The organism is Pseudomonas sp. NFACC05-1, from assembly GCF_900100135.1.
GTDB classification, from domain to species: domain Bacteria; phylum Pseudomonadota; class Gammaproteobacteria; order Pseudomonadales; family Pseudomonadaceae; genus Aquipseudomonas; species Aquipseudomonas fluorescens_Q.
In genome coordinates, this window is record NZ_FMTR01000016.1 from 21,003 (window position 1) to 41,220 (window position 20,218).

Sequence of the window (20,218 nt, forward strand, 5' to 3'; positions counted from 1 at the left end):
CTGCGTTGCGCCCCCTTAGAGCGAACCCGAAAGGATGAGTAGGATGCTGCGCTGCAAACCCCAGACGAACCTGAATGCTCCACGTCGCGATGGCGAGTTGTCGATGTTGCGGCTCAAGCCGCTGGCCCAGGCCATTGCCTTGCTGATGGTGGCTGGCAATGCCCAGGCGGCGACCGCGTTCAGTTCGGCCTGGTTTGCCGCCAAGGGTGCGTCCCAGGCTGGTGGTACGGGGCGGCCCACGACGGCGCAGCCGGGCATGCCACCACCCCTGGCGCAGCAGCAACGGGCCAATGCGCAGTTGCAGCGGTCGCTGACCAACCTCAACAACACCGTGGCCGCCATCGCAGCCCAGCAGGCGGCGCAAGCGGCAGGAAGGCAGGCCGCGTTCGGGCAAATCCAGACCGTGCCCGACGGCTTGGGCGAGGGCGGGCTCAAGGTCGATAACAGCCTGACCCAGGGCTGGCTCAACGCCAAGGGACCGCAGCAGACCCAGGCCGGCGGCAAGACCACGGTGAAGATCGAGCAGACCGCCGACAAGGCGATTCTCAACTGGGAAACCTTCAACGTCGGGCGCAACACCACGGTGGATTTCCAGCAGCAGTCGGACTGGGCCGTGCTCAACCGGGTCAACGATCCGCAGGCGCGACCGAGCCAGATCCAGGGCCAGATCAAGGGCAACGGCACGGTGATGCTGGTGAACCGCAATGGCATCATTTTCAGCGGCAGCAGCCAGGTCAACGTGCGCAACCTGGCGGCGGTGGCGGCCAACATCAGCGATGAGCAATTCAGCAAGCGCGGCTTGTACGTCGATTCCACTGGCACCCAGCCGACCTTCACCGACGCGGCGGGCAAGGTCGAAGTGCAGCAGGGCGCACTGATTGAAACCCATCGTGCCGCAACCTCCACGGCGGGGGGCGGCTATGCCTTGCTGCTGGGTAGCGAAGTGGAGAACGCCGGCTCCATCATCACCGCCAAGGGCCAGACCACCCTGGCGGCAGGCGACAGCTTCTACATCCGGCGCGGCCAGGGCACCAGCGGCAACCTGCGTTCCACCACCCGTGGCAACGAGGTCGCGACATCCCTCAAACCGGGCAGCAGCGCCGGCACGGTGATCAACAGCGGCCTGATCCAGGCCAGCACCGGCGACATCACCTTCACCGGACACCGGATCGAGCAGAACGGCGTGGCCGTCGCCACCAGTTCAGTGGACACCCGCGGCACCGTGCACCTGCTCAACGCCTTCAGCGACAGCAGCGGCAGCGTGATCCTGGGGCAGGGCAGCGCCACGGCGGTGTTGCTCGATGCTGCCGGCGGCAGTGCCCTGGACAGCCAGCGCAATGCCGGACCGGCCGGCCTGGATGGCACGCCGAACAACCTGATCACCGGCCCGTTCAACAACCTCAGCAGCGTCGTGGACCGCAGCGATCAGTCCCGGGTCGAGATCGTCAGCGGTGGCAGTGTCGACTTCCAGAACGGCTCCATCACCCTGGCCACCGGCGGCCAGGTCGCGGTCAGCGCCGCCGGGCGCAGCCTGGTGCGCGATGGCGCGGTGATCGACGTATCCGGCGCCATTGGCGTCAAGGTGGCGATGGAGTCCAACTCCATCAAGGTCAACGTGCAGGGCAATGAACAGCGCGACGCACCGGTCAACCGCGAGGACGGCAAGCTGACCAACAACGATGTTTGGGTGGATGTGCGCGACTTGATCTACGTGCCGGCGGGCACCAATGGTTACGCCACCGACCGTTGGTACACGGCGGGTGGGCTGTTGGAAGTCGGCGGTTACTTGGGGACCCGAGGCCACAGCGCCGGTGAATGGGCTGCTCAAGGCGGCACCCTGACGTTCACTGGCAACGACGTGGTGACCCGGCAGGCAGCGCAACTGAACCTGTCTGGCGGTACCCTGGATGTGCAGAGCGGCTACTTGCGGCAGTCCTGGCTCAAGGGCGCTGATGGGCGTTTGTATGAATTGTCCAAGGCGCCGGGGGACATTCTCTACACCGGTATCTACAAGGGCTACGAAGACCACAGCCAGCGTTGGGGCCAGACCGATTACTACTACAACCCGCTGATTGCCCCACGCGAGCGTTTCGAAGCCGGCTACACCGTCGGCCGCGATGCCGGCAAGCTGGTGGTGTCGACCCGCAACGCGGTGCTGGAAGGCCAAATCGTTGGTGAGGTCTACCAGGGTGAACGCCAGACTCAGGCGCCGAATCTCAACCTCGACGGTTACCAGCAATCGCAAAATGCCGTGGCCCGACGGGCGCAGTTGTGGGTGGGCAGCTACACGCCGATCTATGACAAGACTGCACGCGTGATCAACAGCGGTTTGAACCCCACCTTCGATCAGGTCACCGTCGGCAAGGTGACCGACAAGATTGCCGCGGGCCAGGACCTGACCTCGGTGGTCGACACCGATCGGCAAGGCAAGCTGGTGCTGGATAACGAACTGCTCAATGGCTTTCAGCTCGGCGCGGTCAAGGTGGCGGCGGCAGAAGGTATCAAAGTCGATGGCACGCTTAAAGTGGCCGATGGCGGCGACATCACGCTTTATGCACCGCAGGTGGAAGTCAACGCCAACCTGACGGCCCGCAGCGGTCGCATTGCCTTGGGTAACGTTCTTAAACAGGTCAGGACCGATAACTTCCAGATGGGAGACGTCGTGCTTTCGCCCGCTACCGGTCAGCGTGCCGGCGTCACGTTGGGCGAGGGCGTGATGCTGAACACCGCTGGGCGGTGGAGCAATTTGCTGCTTGACGGCAACGACCGCCAAGGCCTGCCGTTCCTCAACGGCGGCACGGTGTCCGTGCGCAGCAGTGGCGACATTGACGTGCGTCAGGGCAGTCGGATTGACGTCAGTTCCGGTGCTGCGGTCATGGCCGATGGCAAGACCCGCGGCGGCAAGGGCGGTGACCTGACCCTGACCGCCAGTACCAGCGCATCGTCCGATAACGGCGCCTTGAACCTTGACGGTGAACTGCGCGGCACCGGCGTGAATGGCGGCGGGACCTTGACGCTGGCGGCCCATAAAGTGCTGATCGGCGACAGCGGCTCGCCGCTTGAACCGGGCACCCTGCAACTGGGTGGAGACTTTTTTGACAAAGGCTTCTCGGCCTATGACATCACCGGTAACGAAGGTCTGACCGTGGCCGACGGGACCCAGGTCGATGTGACGATGCCGGTGTACCGCTTTGGCGAGCAGGCGTTGAACACCGGCAGCGGCGCGGAGCCGGCCGATGCGTTGCAGCGCTGGACGCCGGAGCTGTACCAGGAAGATGCGATCAAAGGTGTCATGACCCAGCGTCGCGGCGCGAGCCTGAGTCTCACTGCCGGTACCGCGAACTCCAGCGCCGCCGACATGGCCAGCACGGTGTTGAACCTGGGCAAGGGCAGCGTGGTCAGCGTCGATCCGGGCCAGGGCATCGATGTGTGCAGCATCGGTCAACTCACCGCCAACGGTACCCTCAATGCGTGGGGTGGGCGGGTCAGCCTCACCGGGTTGAGTGTCATCGGTGCGGAGGGTGAAGCCGTCAACGCTCAGGGCCACGGTCGCTCCATCTGGCTGGGCGAGCAGGCTCTGATCGATGTCTCCAGTCGGGCCGTGACCGCCCAGGATATGCGCGGTCAGACCTATGGCCTGGTACGTGATGGCGGGCAGATTGTCATCGGCGGCCAGATCGACGCCGAGAAAGGTTCGGCTTCCGCATCCGAACTGTTTGTGGTGGTGCGCGAGGGCGCGCGTCTGCAAGCGGATGGCAGCCAGGCCGTGCTGGATATTCCCGGACAGGGGCGCACCTCGGTGGCGAGCAATGGCGGCAGCATTTCCCTGGCGTCGGCCAATGGTTTGTACCTGGATGGCGCATTCAGCGCCCATTCGGGCGGGACAGGGGCGGCGGGCGGCAAGTTGTCGGTGGCATTGGAAACGCCTTACTACGTGAAGAACGCCGCCAGCGACCGAGCGATGAAGGTGCGTGAGTTGGTGTTGGGACAGACCGCGCCTGCGAGCTTGCTGGAGGGTAATGCCGAGACAGCGGCGGACTCGTTGGTTTACGGCCACGGGCGCTTGGGTGTTGATCAGGTCCAGTCGGGAGGTTTCGACAGCCTGGCGCTGTTGAGCAATGGACTGTTGAGCATCGATGGTGACGTGTCGCTGTCCCTTGGCCAAAGCCTGAGCCTGTATGCCCGCAACTTTGTCACGAGTGCAGCCGCGCCAAATACCCGGGCTCAACTCAATGCTTCCCATGTACTGCTGTCGGGCCCCGCGGCCAACCTTCCAAACAAGGATAACTACGTCCGACCGGTGGTCGACGGCGGCGTATCATTGCAGACGAACAAGGCCGTGTTTTCTGTCAACGCAGACCTGTTGGATGTGCAGGGTAACGTGACGTTCAGTAGCAAGGGGACCGTGCGGCAGGCCGACGGCAGCACCGTCGAGTTGGAGCGCACAGGTTTTGACCGGGTTCAGTTAAGCAGTCGGGGAGATGTGCGATTCCTGGCCGGGTTCTCGAACGAAGGGTTGCCTTTAGGTTTCACAACTCAACTGGTGACGCCTGCGGACATGATCCTGCAGGCCGCCCAACTGTACCCAGCGACCGGCGTAGGCGCTCGTGTTTTGGCAGGGTATGGCTGGGGGCGCGATCCCGTTAACAACATCCCTCTCTACGATCCGACGCGCAGTCTGGTTATCGGCCGTACCACCCAGGTCGTCCCCCAGGTGCCTTATTCGGTGTTCGGTCGCTTGCAATTGGGCAGTGCGAAGATCGAACAAGGGGGTGTCGTACGGGCTCCGCTTGGGCTGCTTGAAGTCGGTACAAATGATAGCTCGGCGGGCATATCTGCCCGGCTGGACTTGTTGCCGGACAGTTTGACCTCCGTCAGCGGCCTAGGGCTGATCCTGCCTTATGGCGGTACTGTCGATGGGCAGAGTTACCAGTACGCAGGCAAAAAAGTCGTTCTGCTGGGGCAAGGCGCAGTGCCCTCCGACAATGGTGACCTCAATGTCGGCGTGATTCTGGGGGGGCAGTCGGTGGTTGCTCAGGAAGGCTCGGTACTCGACCTCTCGGGGGGTGGTGACTTGCTCGGCGCCGGGTTTATCTCCGGCCGAGGGGGTTCCACCGACGCGCGTTTCAATCCGCTGGTACAAATCGGCGCGAACGGCGGTTTTACCTTGCCGGGCCTATCCAGCAACCCGGTCTATGCCATCGTGCCGGGCAACCAGAGCCAATATGCACCAGTCGCCCCCGAAGGTGGCGCATTGGACCCCAGGGTAGGCCAGCAAATTACCATTGGTGCTGGCGTTCCGGGATTGGCCGCGGGTACCTATACCTTGATGCCCTCCACCTACGCCTTGTTGCCGGGAGCGTTCCGGGTCGAAGTCAATGGCCTGGCGGGGCAGGGGGTGACAACGGCTGCGCAACAGATGCGCAACGGCTCCTGGACCACCGCTGGGGTACTGTCGGTGGCTAATACCGGGCAGCGCAACAGTTTGTCCAGTCAGGTCATTCTGACGTCGGGAAATGTGCTTCGCCGCTACTCGCAATACAACGAAACCAGCTACGCCCAGTTTGCCGTGGCCGACGCCGGACGCCTGGGTGTCCCCAGGGCTTTATTGCCAGTGGATGCCAAGACTTTGAAGCTGAACCTGGCCAGGGGCGCTGGGGATCAGGCGTTCTCCTTCAAGGGTATTGGCAAGTTCGCGCCTCAGACGGGTGGATACGGCGGTACCGTTGCAGTGGTGGGTGGCACCGGTAGCGCACTGGAGGTCGTTGCCGACGGGCGCGGGGCCACGGCCGGTTTCGAAGGTGTGACCCTCAATGCCGCAAGCCTCAATGCATTGAACGCCTCGCGCCAAGTGATCGGCGGCCAGTTTTCAATTCTTTATGGCCAAGGGGGTAACTACGTCACGCCACAAAGGGTCTCCCGCAGTGTGACTTTGCGTGAAGGCGCGACTCTGGCGGCACCGGAGGTTTTTCTGCTGACCGACGGGGGCGAGCTGTTGGTGGAACAAGGCGCCGCCATCAACACCCTCGGGCAAGGCAAGGCGGCGTACGATGCCCGTGATGGCTTTATCTATAACCTCAATGTGAGGAACCAGAATTACAATTTGCTGGCGGCTTCCAACGGCTTGCTCAACGTGCTGGCTCCGCAATCGGGCTCCATGGGTTCGGTCAGTATCGGCGGTTGCAGCCTGACACCGTGCACAGGCGTGACGAAGATTCACTCTGAAGGCAGTATCGTCGCCGCCTCGGGCAGCAGCCTGGAACTGGACGACCAAGTGCGCTATGGCACCCGTCACCTGACGCTGGCCCTGAGCAACATCAACGTTGGCACCGCCCAGGCCCTGAGCGCTGCGGCAACGCACCAGGTCTTGCCGGCGGGGCTGACCCTGAGCCAGACCGTGCTCGATCGCCTGTTGCGCGGGGACACCGAGTACGGTGCTCCGGCCCTGGAAACCCTCGAACTGTCGGCCAGTCAGGCGCTGAATTTTTACGGTACCGTCAGTCTCGACACCTATGACCCGACAACAGGCAAGTCGCGCCTGAATAATCTGATGCTCAGCACCCCTGCCATCTATGGTGCCGGTAGCGCCAATGATGTGGCGACCATTCGCACCACCAACCTGATCTGGAACGGCGCTGTCGGCGCGCCGGGTTCGGTGATTGCCGGTGGGGCCGGTACCGGTGCCGGTCGCCTGGACATCCAGGCCCAGCGCATCGAATTCGGCTACGGTGACTTCGCCCAGCCCAGCTCGGTCAGCACCCTGGACCGCCTGGCCCTGGGATTCGCCAACGTCAACCTCAGCGCCAGCGAACGCCTGACCGCCAATCACAAGGGCAGCCTGGCGGTGTATCAAAGCCAGGGCGCCTATGACGCAAAAACAGGCTACGTCTACAGCGGCGGCAACCTGAATATCCTCACGCCGTTGCTCACGGGTGAAGCCGGATCGGTCAACCGCATTACTGCAGGCGGCGTGGTCAATGTAACGGGCACAACCGCTAAGCCTGGCGCTGTCTCCGGGCTAGGGGGCGAGCTGTCCCTCAAGGGCGCGAGCCTCAACCTCGCCAGCGCAGTGGTGCTGCCCAGCGGCAAGCTCACCCTCAGCGCGACGGATGACCTGACCCTGACGGATGCGGCGCAGATCGACCTGGCTGGGCGCGCAGTCACCTTCAACGATGTGACGCGTTACAGCGCCGGTGGTGAGGTGATCCTGCAAAGCCGCAACGGCAACATCCGCCAGGCGGATGGTTCAAGCATCGACCTCTCGGCCCGTAACAACCAGGCTGGCCGGCTCAGTGCCGTGGCCCTGGACGAGGCCGCCGGGATCGTTGATTTGCAGGGTCGGATTCTCGGCAGCAGCACGGGCGAATATGACGCCGGCGGCACCGCCATGCCGTACCTGGCCGGCGGTGTGGAAGTCCAGGCTCAGCGCCTGGGCGGCAACGGCAGCCTCAGCGAGCAGTTCGCGGCCTTGAACCAACGATTGGATGACGGACAGGTGTTCGGTTCCCGTGGCTTCCAGCTCAAACAGGGCGACCTGGTGATCGGCAACGAACTCAAGGCCTCGACCATCAGCGTGTCGGTCGACAATGGAAACCTGTTGGTCAATGGCAAGGTAGACGCCAGCGGCGAACGGGTCGGCAGCATCCGGCTCGCCGCCGGGCGGTCCCTGACCCTGGGCAGCAGCGCGGTGCTCGATGCCCACGGCAATCGCCTGCGTGTAGACAGCTACGGCAAGATCATCGACTCACCGAACCGCGCCATGGTCGACCTCACCTCCCGGGGCGGCGTGCTGACATTGGCCGACGGCGCGCGCATCGATTTGCGCCATGGCACCGCGGCGCCTGCGGGGCAGCATGATGGCCGCGCTCGCGGCACCCTGGAACTCAATGCCCGGCGCGCCGGCCCGGATGCCACCCACGGTGACATCGCCATCGACGCCAGCGGCAACCTGGATATCCAGGGCGCGCGGTCCATCGCCGTCAATGGTATGTGGCAATACAACGACGCAGCTTTTGGCAGCGATCCGGCGGCCAGTGGCCGTCCTTATCAGGTCATCGACCAGGCCTACCTGGATGGCAAGCATCAGGACAGCCTCGCCTTCATCAACGCGGCGCTGGCCAACAGCGATTTGATGCAACGTAGACTCGCCGGCCTGAACAACGCCCGTTACGCCGATGCGTTCCACCTGCGGCCCGGCGTCGAGATCGTCAGTGCGACGGCCGACGGTGACCTGGTGGTGCAGGGCGACCTGGACCTGTCCGGTTATCGCTACGCCAGTGTCAACCCGCACACTCGGCAAACCGCCGTGTACGGCTCCGGTGAGGCCGGCGCGCTGACCCTGCGCGCCGGGGGCGACCTGAGCATCTACGGCAGCATCAACGACGGATTCGCTCCGCCGCCCGCCACTCAGGATGACAAAGGCTGGGTGTTGCTGCCCGGCATCGATTTCACCGGTGGCGACATCGTCGTCCCCGGTGCCGGCGTGACCCTGGCCGACGGTACGGCGTTCCCTGCGGGAGCCACGCTCAACTACGACTTACCCATCAAAAACGTGACCCTGGCGGCCGGCACCCGGTTGCCAGTGGCGGCGATCCTGGAACAACCCTTGGAACTGCCGGCCGGCACGGTATTGGCGGCTGCGGTGCACGACGCCTCCGGCAACCTGCTGTTTGCCGCCGGCACTTTGCTGAGCCGGGCCCAGACCCTCGAAGCCGGCTCGCAGTTGGGCGCTGGCAGCGTGTTGAGCGGCGCCACCGCTTTGCTCGGCTTCACCTGGCCCAAGGGCGTGGCGCTGCCCAACGTGGCCGACGCGGGCAATGTCCAGAGCAATATTCTCAAGCTGGACGGCAGCCTGGCGCTGAACCGTGGTTCGCTGATCCCCTCGGGCACCGATGTGAAGTTGCCGGATGGCGTCGAGTCGATCCAGCTACGTCCGGAAATCGCCGGCAGCAATGGCCGCATATGGGCTATCGCCCCGATGCTCGCCGAGGGTTCGCAATCCTGGTCGCTGCGGCTGGTGGCCGGGGCCGATACGACGGCGGCGGACAGCAGGATCGTCCAGCCCGATCCGGTACAAGGCGACTTGCGTCTTGCCGATAGTCACTACGGCATGTTTGGCAAATCCGTGCCGGCCAAGGGCACCTATCAGTGGACTCAACTAGGGGTCGATGAGCTGGCGGGCGCGGGGTTCACGGTAGAGCTTGGCCAAACCGTTGACCTGGACATCGTGAGCAATTTTGGCTACGACTCGGTTGACGCCTTCTGTGCGGATTTCGCCGGTATTTGCGCGCTTCAAGCTTCTTACAGATGGACCAAGGCCGCGGAGGAGGAATTGGCAGGTTCCGGCTTTGAGGTCAAGGCCGGCGAGCTGATCAGCCAGGCCGCTGCGCAGTTTTTCCAGTTTGATTCGGTCCAGTCACTCTGCGACGCGGCGCCGAGTGTCTGTGCCCCCGCAGATGTGGAGTATCAAGCGGTTGCCGGCAGTGTCCGTCCGAGCGTCATCCGCACCGGCACCGGCGACCTGGAACTGCTCAGCGGTGGCAGCCTGCGCATGGATTCGTTGTTCGGCATCTACACCGCCGGCACCTCGTCGGCACCGACGTTCCCAGGCGATCCCTACAACCAGCCCAAGGCCCTGGGCGCCAACGGCAAGGTGCTCACCGACGAGGATGGCAGTAACGAAAAGCTGGTCGATGGCGGCGCTGAAAGTCTCTATCGCGCCTGGTATCCGGACGCGGGCGGTAACCTGTTGCTTAAGGTCGGCGGTGACCTCAGTGGCAACCTGACGGCGCCTGTCAACTCTAACGGGCGACCGAACCCTACCGACATGGGCCAGGATTCGGCCAATGTGGGCAATTGGCTCTGGCGCCAGGGCAATGGTGATTCCGCGAGCAGCCAGCCGACCGCCTGGTGGATCAACTTTGGTAGTCATACCGCGTCGACGGTGTCGGGTGGCGCTGATCAAATGGCCGCTTTCACCGGGTTCGGGACTTTGGGTGGCGGTGATCTGGATGTACAGGTGAAGGGTGACGCGGGGGTGTTGAACCGGCTCGCCGGTAACGACTTCAACTCAAACATCAACCCTCGTAGCCAGGGGCTGCTGTTGGCGGTGGGCAGCACCGGACGTGTGGGCTCTGATGGCAGCCTGCAATTGACCGGCGGTGGCGATCTCAACCTGCGTGTGGGTGGTGTTTTGAATCCCGAGAGCTCGTTCACCATGGGGCATCTCAACGGCGCGATCATCAATTTGCGAGGACACGCCCAAATCGATGGTGGTGCCATTGGTCGTATCGACCTGCTCTACGGCAACAGTGCCCCAGTGCAATCCCCTGGAGAAACACGGGCCTACGACTCCTTCAAGTCCACACGAGGATCTGCAACCGGTGGACTGACCCTCATGCCTGGTGATGCTACCTTCGATCTGCGTACGTTGGGCGACTTGGTCGTGATGGACGTTGCCGACCCAGGCCGGGCGCCGATGATGAGCGTGTCGCCCTTCAAAAATGGTGCGACTAACGGCTCGGGCGTGAGCTGGTTTTCGTTGTGGACGGCTAATACTGCGATTGATCTCTGGTCATCGGGGGGCAATCTGACGCCGCTGATGTCTGGGGGCGAGACGGACTTGGCGGTAGTCTACCCATCGATTCTGCGGGCCGTTGCGGCCAGTGGTAGTCTTTACTACGGTCAGGCCAAGGTCGCAGGCTCCGGTAACTCCAGTAACGGCTATCGCTCAGCCTTGCTGCTTGCCCCCGGCATCAACAGCGAGTTGCAGTTCCTCGCTGGTGACTCCATCTATGGCGGTGACCTGACGGTCAGTCGCTCTGGTGCCTCGTCCACGGCCATGGCCACACCATTTCGGCCGGCCTTCATGGGGCTTGTCGGTAACACTGTGGTGGTCAGTAATCTCTCCGCCGATGCCAATCGTGTCTCTTTAGGCGCAAATACATTGCCGTTGTTTGCTTTTGACAGCAGCAGCGCGTCCGACGAATGGGCGAGCAACACCGATCCTGCCCGTTTCTATGCGCTCAAGGGCGACTTGCTGGCCGTCAATAGCGGGCGGACGATGACGTTCACCACCCCGAATGACAGCCGATTCGGCCAGACTTATTACGAAGGAACCGGGTCGGTGTGGATGATGGCCGGGCGGGACATCGTCAGCAGCGGAACACCGCTGAGTGGCGGCCAGGGTGGTGAGTTTGTCACGGGGCAGTACACCAGCGCCGGCAACCTCTTCATCCACAACAACCCCACCGACATCTCCATCGTGTCAGCCGGGCGCGACATCCTCTACAGCAACTTCAACGTCGCCGGTCCCGGCCTGCTGGAAATCACCGCCGGGCGCAATATCCTGATGGACGACAAGGTCAGCATCACCAGCCTCGGCGCCGTGGTGCCGGGAGATTCGCGCCCTGGCGCGAGCCTGGTGCTGCAAGCTGGCGTGGGCCTCAACGGCGCGGATTACGAGCGCTTCGTCAAGGCCTACCTGGACCCGGCGAACCAGGCCCTGGCCGGTGTGCCGCTGGCGAACCAGGACGGCAAGGTCGCCAAGACCTATGAAACCGAATTGGTGGATTGGCTGGAGAAGCGCTTCGGTTTCAGCGGCGACACCGAGCAGGCCCGCAGCTACTTCGCGGCACTGCCGGCCGAGCAGCAGCGGGTGTTTGCCCGCGACGTGTACTTCGCCGAGCTCAAGGCCGGCGGGCGTGAGTACAACGAAGTCGGTGGTGTGCGCCAGGGCAGTTACCTGCGCGGGCGCGAGGCTATCGACTTGTTGTTCCCGACCAAGGACGTGGCGGGCAATCCGATCACCTACAAGGGCGACATCACGATGTTCGGCGGGGCGGGGGTGCACACCGATTTCGGCGGCAGTATCCAGATGCTGACCCCGGGCGGCGGCCAGACTTTCGGCATCGAGGGCAACGCGCCGCCGTCCACCGCAGGCGTCATCACCCAGGGTGAGGGCGATATCCAGTTGTATGCGCAGAACAGCATTCTGCTGGGGCAGAGCCGGATCATGACCACCTTTGGCGGCTCGATCCTTGGCTGGTCGGCCAAGGGCGATATCAACGCCGGTCGCGGTTCGAAGACCACCGTGGTGTATACGCCGCCCAAGCGCCTGTACGACACCTGGGGTAACGTGACGCTGTCGCCGGCGGTGCCGAGTACCGGTGCTGGTATTGCCACGCTCAACCCGATTGCCGAAGTGGCGCCGGGGGATATCGACCTGATTGCGCCGCTGGGCACCATCGATGCGGGCGAGGCGGGAATCCGGGTGTCGGGTAACGTCAACATCGCGGCGTTGACCGTGGTGAACGCGGCCAACATCCAGACCCAGGGCAAATCCACCGGCGTGCCGCTGGCGGCCTCGGTGAACACCGGGGCCATCACCTCGGCCAGTTCGGCGGCGTCTTCGGCGACGCAGGCGGCTGAAGACGTGGCCCGTCAGCAGCAGAATGCGGCGCGGCAGAACCAGGCGTCGGTGTTTACCGTCCAGGTGGTGAGTTTTGGCTCCGAGCAACTGGCCCCGTCCCGCGACGGCGCCAGCCGCGAAGCGCCTCGGGCCTACGACCCGGCCAGCCCGGTGCAGGTCCTGGGTGCGGGGCCTTTGGACGAACAGAACCGCCAGCGGCTGACTGAGGAAGAGCGGGGGCGGTTGAGTTTGTAAGGAGGTCAGTGTGCAGGGAGGTTGGCTGTGCCGGCGTCATCGCGAGCAAGCTCGCTCCCACAGGTGATCTTGGGTGTTCATGAGTCTTGTGTTCACCACGGGCCCACTATTGTGGGAGTGGGCTTGCTCGCGATAGCGGTGGGAAGTGGGTTACAGCCACCGCGGGGTGGTGAAGAACGAGGCCATTTCCGAGCGGGCCAGGGCGGCACCGAAGTAGGGGCCTTGGACATGGTCGCAGGCCACGTTGCGCAGTTGGCTGAATTGCCGGGCGTTTTCGATGCCTTCGGCGGTGACCATGAGCCCTACGCTGCGGCTCAATCGGATCATCGCCAGGACGCCCTCCTTGTCATCCTCCAGGCCCAGCTGCGTCAGGATGTTGCGATCGAAGCGGATGCCATCGAACGGCTGGTCCAGTACCTCGCGCAGGGAGGCGATGCTGGTGCCGAATTTGTCGATGTTGATCCGCACGCCGAGGTCCTTGAGCGCATGGAGGGTGCTGGCGACGGTCTTGTGGTCGGCCAGCAGAACCCCTTCGGCCACTTCCAGGGTCAGCCGGTGAGGCGCCAGGCCGCTTGCTTGGAGGGCCTCTTGTACCTGGTCGAGCAGGAAGCTGCTGTTGAACCAGCGGGGTGAAACCGCGATGGAGACGTTGACGGCGCTCGGCCAGGTGGCGGCCTCTTCACAGACGTTGATCAGCATCCAGGTACCCAGCTCTTCCAGTTGGCCCGAGGTTTCGGCCACCGGTATGAAGTCGGCCCCACCCAGTTCACCTTTCTCGGGGTGGTGCCAGAAGGTCTGGGCTTCGAAACCGTGCAATTGCTCGGCGCTCACGTCGAAGCGAGGCAAGTAGCGCAGTTCCAGTTGATCCCGTTGCATGGCGTCGCGCAGTTGCTGTTCGTATTGCCGCCGGTCGCGGGCCAGGTTGCCCATGGCTTCCACATACACGCGCCAGGTGTTGCGGCCGGCGGCCTTGGCCGCATACAAGGCGATGTCGGCGTGGCGCAACAGTTCATCGGCACGTTCGTCTCCGGGTTGCGACCAGGCAACGCCGATGCTGACCCCCAGGTACAGGGTATTGCCGTCCAGGTGCATGGGTCGTTGCATGCAATCGATCAGCCGTTCACAGAGTTGATCGAGATCGTCGGCATCGCCCGGGTCGGGCATGACAATGACAAACTCATCACCGCCCAGACGTGCCACCAGATCAGTTCCGCGCACGTTTTGCTGGAGGATATGCGCCACCTCCTTGAGCACTTTATCGCCCACGGCATGCCCCAGGGAGTCGTTGACCGGCTTGAATCGGTCCATGTCCAGGTTCAGCAGCACCAGGGGCGGACGATCGGCTCGGTCCAGGTGCTCGCGCAGGCAATCGAACAAGCGGTTGCGGTTGGCCAGCCCGGTCAGTGGATCATGCAGGGACAGGTGCTTGATCTGGGCCAGAGCCCGCAATTCGTCGGTGATATCGGTGGCGGTGCCGCGAAAACCCAGGGTGCCCGCTTCGATGGCCCGCACCGAGAGTTTGCAGGTACGGATGCGCTGGTTGCGCGCGGTGTACTCGCACAGCAGCGGCGCCGAGGAGTCGCTGTTGGCACCGCCGAGCAGCCATTGGGCAATCGAGATCGAGCCGCCATGGGGGTGAAGCAGACGGTGCAGGGGTTTGCCCAGCCACTGCGTGGGACTGAAGCCGGTCACTTGTTCGAAGCGTTCCGACAGATAGGTCAGGGTCCCGGTCGAATCGACCTCCCACAACCAATCGGATGAAACTTCGGCAATGTCGCGGAAACGTTCTTCACTGCGTTCCAGCGCCTTGCGATGGGCCAGCAGGCTGGCGTACTGGCGTTCCTGGGCGCGGAGCATGGCCAAGGCATGGCGCAGAACGGCCAGGGCCAGAATCCCCAGCACGAATAACGCCACGGCCAGCAACGGCAGGAGGATTTTGCGCAGATCCTGGCCCGGGGTCTGCGGCCGCCAGGCCAAGGCTTCCAGGGTCAGGTTGTCGAGCAGCAGCTGGGCGGTATCGGCGGGGCCCGGTGTCCTGGCGATATGGGCATCGGGCAGGGCGAAGTCCCGCGCCAGGTTTTCCAGGGCGCCGGGATCAAGGACCTTGACGAAAAGCATCAGGCTGGGCGGGCCGGGGATTTCGGGCACGCTGCTGTCCGTGCCGATGGTGATGGCGGACGCGGCGACAAACGCAGGGGCGTCCTCGTGATGGAGCATCTCGACGACCACTTCGTCGTGATTTTGCGCAGCGGCGGCTTTTTTCAACAGCGCTCGCAAGTCGCCGGTCAGCCAGGTGTCGGCATTGACCTCACTCATCTGGCCGTCGATCACCGAATAGACGGTCTGGCCGGTCGGCGAAATGACAAACACGGCCTGGTAGCCATAGAGCGAATACACGCTGCTGCCGACGTTTTCCTGGTCGTAGGCCCATTCCTTGTCGACGCTGACATGCAGGTGCCGGTAGGCATCGCTCCACTTGGAATAATCGCTCAGGTCCCGTCCGATACCTTTGCGGATCCCCTCGACGGCCTGCTGGGCGAAAAACAGGCTCTGTTCACGGGCGCGGCGGTCCTGGACGCCGGTGATGTTGAGCAGCACGGCGATCGCCAGTGCGGACATGACAAACAGCAGGAGCATGATGGCCGGAAAAGTGCGACGGGTGAAACTTCGGGTTGGCGAACCCGGGGAAAGGACAGTTGAGTCATTGCCAGCAATTTCAATCATAAAAATAAGTCATCAGCCAAAAAGCGATTTCACCCGCACCTGTCTTATATCGGCTGGTGAGCTGATTTACTTAGTCGTGATCACACAGGAACCGGCGGATATGGGGGCTTGCGTCAGGTGCGAGCCTTGAAGCGCAGCGTCCATTCGAGGGCGAAGCCCCGCTGGCGCAGGTAACTGACCCCGGCGGCGGCCAGCAGGGTCATGAATGCGGCCAGCGCCGCCAGGGCCATGTCTTTTTGTGAGTCCCATGGGTCCTGTTGGGCGCCGACAAAGGCCTTGGCGGTATCGCCCCCGATGTAGGCGCCGCCCAGCCATTCGATGATTTCGTAAATCGCCGACGACGCAAGAATCAGGCTCCAGGCCAGGAAGTACCCCCTGAACCCCGTTGCTGGCGTAACCCGTAGCAAGGCCTCGCGCAGCGGATAGGCCAGCAGCAGGCCGTAGCTGAAATGCACCAGCCGGTCGAACTGGTTGCGCTGGAACCCCATGAATTGATCAAGCGACTGGCCTCCCGTCAGGGTCTGCCACCACTGGTTGTAAGGCACCTTGGCATAGGTGTAATGGGCGCCGATTTCATGGATGCAAAGGAAGACGAACAACAGCGTGGCGGACAGTCGGGAAAAGCTGAATCGCCGATGAACGGTCACCAGGACCACCAATAAGGCTATGACCAGCAGGTTCTCCGCCAACCAGTCGCTGCGTTTTATCGGCGCAATGGCCAGCCACCCCCACACCACGCAGAACGCCAGGAGCAGGGACCGTTCATAGCGACGATGCAGCTCAACTGTTGGCATCGCGTCGTGCCTCACTCTTTATCCGTGCGCTGGCCCGGCAGCAGGGCGCCCAAGACCTGCTTGGCGGTCTCCACCACGATGCCTCGCTCGTTCGGGTCGCCCTGGAGCAGGGTCGAGGCAAACTTTTTCGCCTGTTCCAGCTTGATGTGCGGCGGCAGCGGTGGCACATCGGGGTCGGTGCGAAACTCGATCAGCACCGGACGACCCGCCGCCAGCGCGGTTTCCCAGGCCGTGGCCACGTCGTCCTCGTGCAGCACCAGGATGCCCTTCAAGCCAATGGATTCGGCAAACAGGTGATAGGGCACGTCGGGGATGTCCTGGGAGGCGGCGAATTTCGGATCGCCCTCCATGACCCGCTGTTCCCAGGTGACCTGGTTCAAATCCCGATTATTGAACACCGCGCAGATCCAGGTGCCATTGGCCCAGGTACGCCAGTATTTGGCGACGGTGATCAGCTCGGCCATGTTGTTCATCTGCATGGCACCATCGCCCACCAGGGCGATCACCGGCCGCTCCGGATGACAGAACTTCGCCGCGATGGCGTAGGGCACGGCCGCGCCCATTGACGCCAGGCCACCGGACAGCGAACACATCATGCCGCGCCGGATCTTGAGGTCCCGGGCGTACCAGTTGGCGCAGGAGCCGGAATCGCAGGTGATGATGGCGCGCTCCGGCAGCCGGGGCGACAGTTCGAAGGTGACGCGCTGCGGATTGATCGGCTTGGCAGAGACCAGGGCGCGTTTTTCCAGGGTCCGCTCCCAGCGTTCGCGCCAATGCTCGATCTTCTTGCGCCAGGCGCGGTCGGGTTTTTCTTCGATCAGCGGCAGCAGGGCGCGCAGGGTGTCGACGCTGTCGCCGTGCAGGCTGATCTCCATGGGATAGCGCAGGCTTAGCATGTCCGCCTGAATGTCGATCTGTACGCCCCGGGCCTGGCCTTCAGGGGGCAGGAACTCGGCGTAGGGGAAGCCGGAACCGATCATCAGCAGGGTGTCGCAGCCGGCCATCAGGTTGTCGCTGGGCTCAGTGCCGAGCAGGCCGATGGTGCCCGTGACCCAGGGCAGATCATCCGGTACGGCGGCCTTGCCCAACAGCGCCTTGGCCACGCCGGCGCCGAGTTTCTCGGCAATGGCGATCACTTCGTCGGTGGCGTGCAGCGCTCCGGCACCGACCAGGATGGCGACTTTCTTGCCGGCATTGAGGACCTCGGCGGCCTTGCGCAGGTCCTCTTCGTAGGGGACGACGCTGGGCTTGCGGTAACCGACGCCGGAGTGAACCGTACCGTGCTTGTGGCGTGGCGCGGTGTATTCCATGTCCTGGAGATCGTTTGGCAGGATCAATGCCGTGACCCGGCGCTCGCCCACTGCCGTACGTACGGCGCGGTCCAGCAGGTGGCGCACCTGGGCGGGCACACTGGCTTGCTGCACGAATGCTCCGGCCACGTCCTTGAACAGGCTGACCAGGTCCAGTTCCTGCTGGTAATGCCCGCCCAGTGCGGCGCGCGCCTGCTGGCCGCTGATGGCGAGCACTGGCATGTGGTCCATCCGGGCGTCGTAGAGGCCGGTCACCAAGTGGGATGCACCAGGCCCGGAAGTGGCGATGCAGACGCCCAGCTCACCGGTGAACTTGGCGTGGGCGCAGGCCATGAATGCGGCCATTTCCTCGTGGCGGGCCTGGATGAAGCGGATTTTTCCCTGGGCGCGGTTCAAGGCGCCAAAGACGCCGTTGATGCCATCGCCCGGATAGCCATAGATACGGCGAACCCCCCATTCGTAAAGACGTTCCACCAGAAAATCACCGACGGTCATGCTCATGCCTGTCCCTCGTTTCAGGCTGCGGTCGCTTGGCGCGACGTACAGCGGTTGACGTTCATACAGGACTTGACCGGCGTATGCCGTCCAAGGTTTCGATTTTTTCAAGGGCGCGGACCTGTGGTCGGGGGCGGCTCCCGCAGGGGCTGTGTCAGCTTGCGAATGCCAGGCGCAACTCGGCGCACAAGCCGCCGCCGTCGCGGTTGCTCAGGGTCAGTGAGCCGCCCATGGCGATCGCCAATTGCTGGGCGATGGCCAAGCCCAGGCCGGTGCCGCCGGTTTCCCGGTTGCGTGAACTTTCCACCCGATAGAACGGCTTGAGCACTTCGGCCAGTTCCTGCTCGTTGATCCCGGGGCCGCGGTCCAGTACCTGAATCGCCAATTGCCCGTTGTCGGCGAGCTGCACATGGATCTGCGCCGAGCCACCGAACTTCAGGGCGTTGTCCACCAGATTGACCAGCACCCGCCGCAGGGCATGGGGACGGGTGTCGATGACGGCGGCGTTTTTCCCGGTCAATTGCACGTCCTTGCCCGTGTCCTGGTAGTCGAACGCCAGGCTGTCGAGGAACGCATCCAGGCTGATCCGGCAACTGGCTTCGGTGGCGCCGTGGATGCTGCGGGCATAGGCCACACCTTCACGCACCAGGTGCTCCATTTCGTTCAAGTCGCTCCACAGCTTGTCTTTCTCGATCCCCTCGTCCATGAATTCAGCGCGCAGCTTCATACGCGTGATGGGGGTCTGCAAGTCGTGGGAAATCGCCGCCAGCAACTGCATGCGCTCCTTGAGGTAGGCAGCGATGCGGTCCTGCATGGCGTTGAACGCTTTGGCGGCATGCACCACTTCGGTCGGGCCTTTCTCGTCCAGGCGCACGCTGTGGGCGTTAGGATCGAGGGTTTCCACCGCCTCGGCCAGTCGGGTCAATGGGCCGACGGCGAGGCGCACGGCCAGCCAGGTGCAGCCGATCAAAAGCGCCAACTGCCCCAGCAACACCATCGGCAGCCAGGGGGAGAGGGGCGTCATTGCCGGGCGTACGTCGATGGTCAGCGGATTTCCGTCCCCCAGGCGCAGGTGCGCCTGATAGTGCATTTTCGGTCCGGGAATCTGTTTGAAGGTCAGGCCGTAGGCCTGGCCGATGGCTTCCTGGATCGAACTGACCGAGATCGGCGCGTCGGCAAGGTCCATCGGTTGTCCGGGCTGGCCTTCGTCGAGCAGGTAGCCATAGTTGCGCCGGGCGAGTTTCGGCAGCCAGGCCGGGCGTTCGGCGGCAGGCAGACGGTCAAGAATGGCGACGGAGGTCGAGACGTCGGTTTCCAGGTTGCCGAGCATGGTCGACTTGGCGCTCTGGTAGCGCTCGTAATACTGGACGCCGAAGGACAGCCCCTGGGCCAGGATCAGGCCGACCAGGAAGATCAGCGACAGCCTCGAGGCCAGCGTACGCGGCCAGCGCAACGACAGGTTCATACCGAGGCCTCGAGGATCTCCACCGGCAGCGAGAACACGTAGCCTTCGCTGCGCACGGTCTTGATGTAGGCCGGCTCTCGCGCGTCGTCCAGCAGGCGCTGGCGCAGGCGACTCACCAGCAAATCGATGGAGCGATCGAACAGGTCGGCGTCCCGGCCCTGGGTGAGGTTAAGCAACTGGTCGCGGTTGAGCACCCGTTGCGGATGATCGAGGAAGACTCGCAACAAACGATATTCGGCGCCGCTCAAGGCAACCATGGTGCCGTCGGTGTCCAGCAGGTGGCGGGCGGTGGTGTCCAGGCGCCAGCGCCCGAACGCCAGCAGGCGACCGCTTTCGGTGACCACCAGGTTGGGCGGCAGCATGCGGGTGCGGCGCAGCACGGCATTGATGCGGGCCAGCAGCTCACGGGCGGCGAAGGGCTTGACCAAGTAATCGTCGGCGCCCATTTCCAGGCCGATGATGCGGTCGGTTTCGTCGTTGCGCGCGGTGAGCATCAGTACCGGCGTGGCCTTGTGCTTGCCGGCACGCAGCTCCCGGCACAGCACGAGGCCGTCGTCACCGGGCATCATGATGTCCAGCACGATCAGGTCCACCGGGGTCGTTTCCAGGAAGGCGCGCATTTGCCGGCCATCGGCAACGACAGTGGTGCGCAGACCGTTCTTTTTCAGGTAGTTGCCAACCAGCTCTCTGATCTCGCGATCGTCATCCACTATCAACACGTGATCGACATGATCCATGGTGTCCAGCTCCTCGGCGTTTCGTTGTG

The 20,218-nt window shown here is 63.6% G+C and carries 6 protein-coding genes; 1 reads left to right on the forward strand and 5 read right to left on the reverse strand.

The features are described from left to right. The first annotated feature begins 43 nt into the window (after positions 1-43). Positions 44-12,664 carry a filamentous hemagglutinin family protein gene (locus BLO97_RS21110; RefSeq protein ID WP_092347825.1) on the forward strand — a complete coding sequence of 4,207 codons (12,621 nt, stop codon included), beginning with the start codon at positions 44-46 and terminating at the stop codon, positions 12,662-12,664. A 150-nt stretch (positions 12,665-12,814) separates the two neighbouring features. Here the strand turns inward: BLO97_RS21110 and BLO97_RS21115 are convergent, their stop codons facing one another. The 5 genes from BLO97_RS21115 to BLO97_RS21135 all read right to left on the reverse strand — a co-directional run bounded on the left by BLO97_RS21115 (position 12,815) and on the right by BLO97_RS21135 (position 20,189). Next, positions 12,815-15,388 (reverse strand): bifunctional diguanylate cyclase/phosphodiesterase, encoded by a 2,574-nt coding sequence (locus BLO97_RS21115; RefSeq protein ID WP_092145855.1) that lies wholly within the window; start codon positions 15,386-15,388, stop codon positions 12,815-12,817. 113 nt (positions 15,389-15,501) lie between these two features. Next, positions 15,502-16,182, reverse strand: coding sequence for a DUF2238 domain-containing protein (locus BLO97_RS21120; protein ID WP_092347828.1), 681 nt, complete (start codon positions 16,180-16,182; stop codon positions 15,502-15,504). An 11-nt stretch (positions 16,183-16,193) separates the two neighbouring features. Continuing rightward, a complete protein-coding gene (locus BLO97_RS21125) occupies positions 16,194-17,993 on the reverse strand; it encodes a thiamine pyrophosphate-requiring protein (protein WP_092347831.1) in 1,800 nt (599 codons plus the stop codon). Positions 17,994-18,141: 148 nt separating this feature from the next. Beyond that, on the reverse strand, positions 18,142-19,452 hold the full coding sequence (locus tag BLO97_RS21130; protein ID WP_092225189.1) for an ATP-binding protein: 1,311 nt from the start codon (positions 19,450-19,452) through the stop codon (positions 18,142-18,144). Further along, positions 19,449-20,189 (reverse strand): response regulator, encoded by a 741-nt coding sequence (locus BLO97_RS21135; RefSeq protein ID WP_003202589.1) that lies wholly within the window; start codon positions 20,187-20,189, stop codon positions 19,449-19,451. The genes BLO97_RS21130 and BLO97_RS21135 overlap by 4 nt, the downstream gene beginning before the upstream one ends. Between the last annotated feature and the right edge of the window lie 29 nt (positions 20,190-20,218).

What these genes read in the sequence shown, in the direction of transcription:
- BLO97_RS21125 (WP_092347831.1), bottom strand. Translation starts at nt 17,993, where the DNA reads ATGAGCATGACCGTCGGTGATTTTCTGGTGGAACGTCTTTACGAATGG.
- BLO97_RS21120 (WP_092347828.1), bottom strand. Translation starts at nt 16,182, where the DNA reads ATGCCAACAGTTGAGCTGCATCGTCGCTATGAACGGTCCCTGCTCCTG.
- BLO97_RS21135 (WP_003202589.1), bottom strand. Translation starts at nt 20,189, where the DNA reads ATGGATCATGTCGATCACGTGTTGATAGTGGATGACGATCGCGAGATC.
- BLO97_RS21130 (WP_092225189.1), bottom strand. Translation starts at nt 19,452, where the DNA reads ATGAACCTGTCGTTGCGCTGGCCGCGTACGCTGGCCTCGAGGCTGTCG.
- BLO97_RS21110 (WP_092347825.1), top strand. Translation starts at nt 44, where the DNA reads ATGCTGCGCTGCAAACCCCAGACGAACCTGAATGCTCCACGTCGCGAT.
- BLO97_RS21115 (WP_092145855.1), bottom strand. Translation starts at nt 15,388, where the DNA reads ATGATTGAAATTGCTGGCAATGACTCAACTGTCCTTTCCCCGGGTTCG.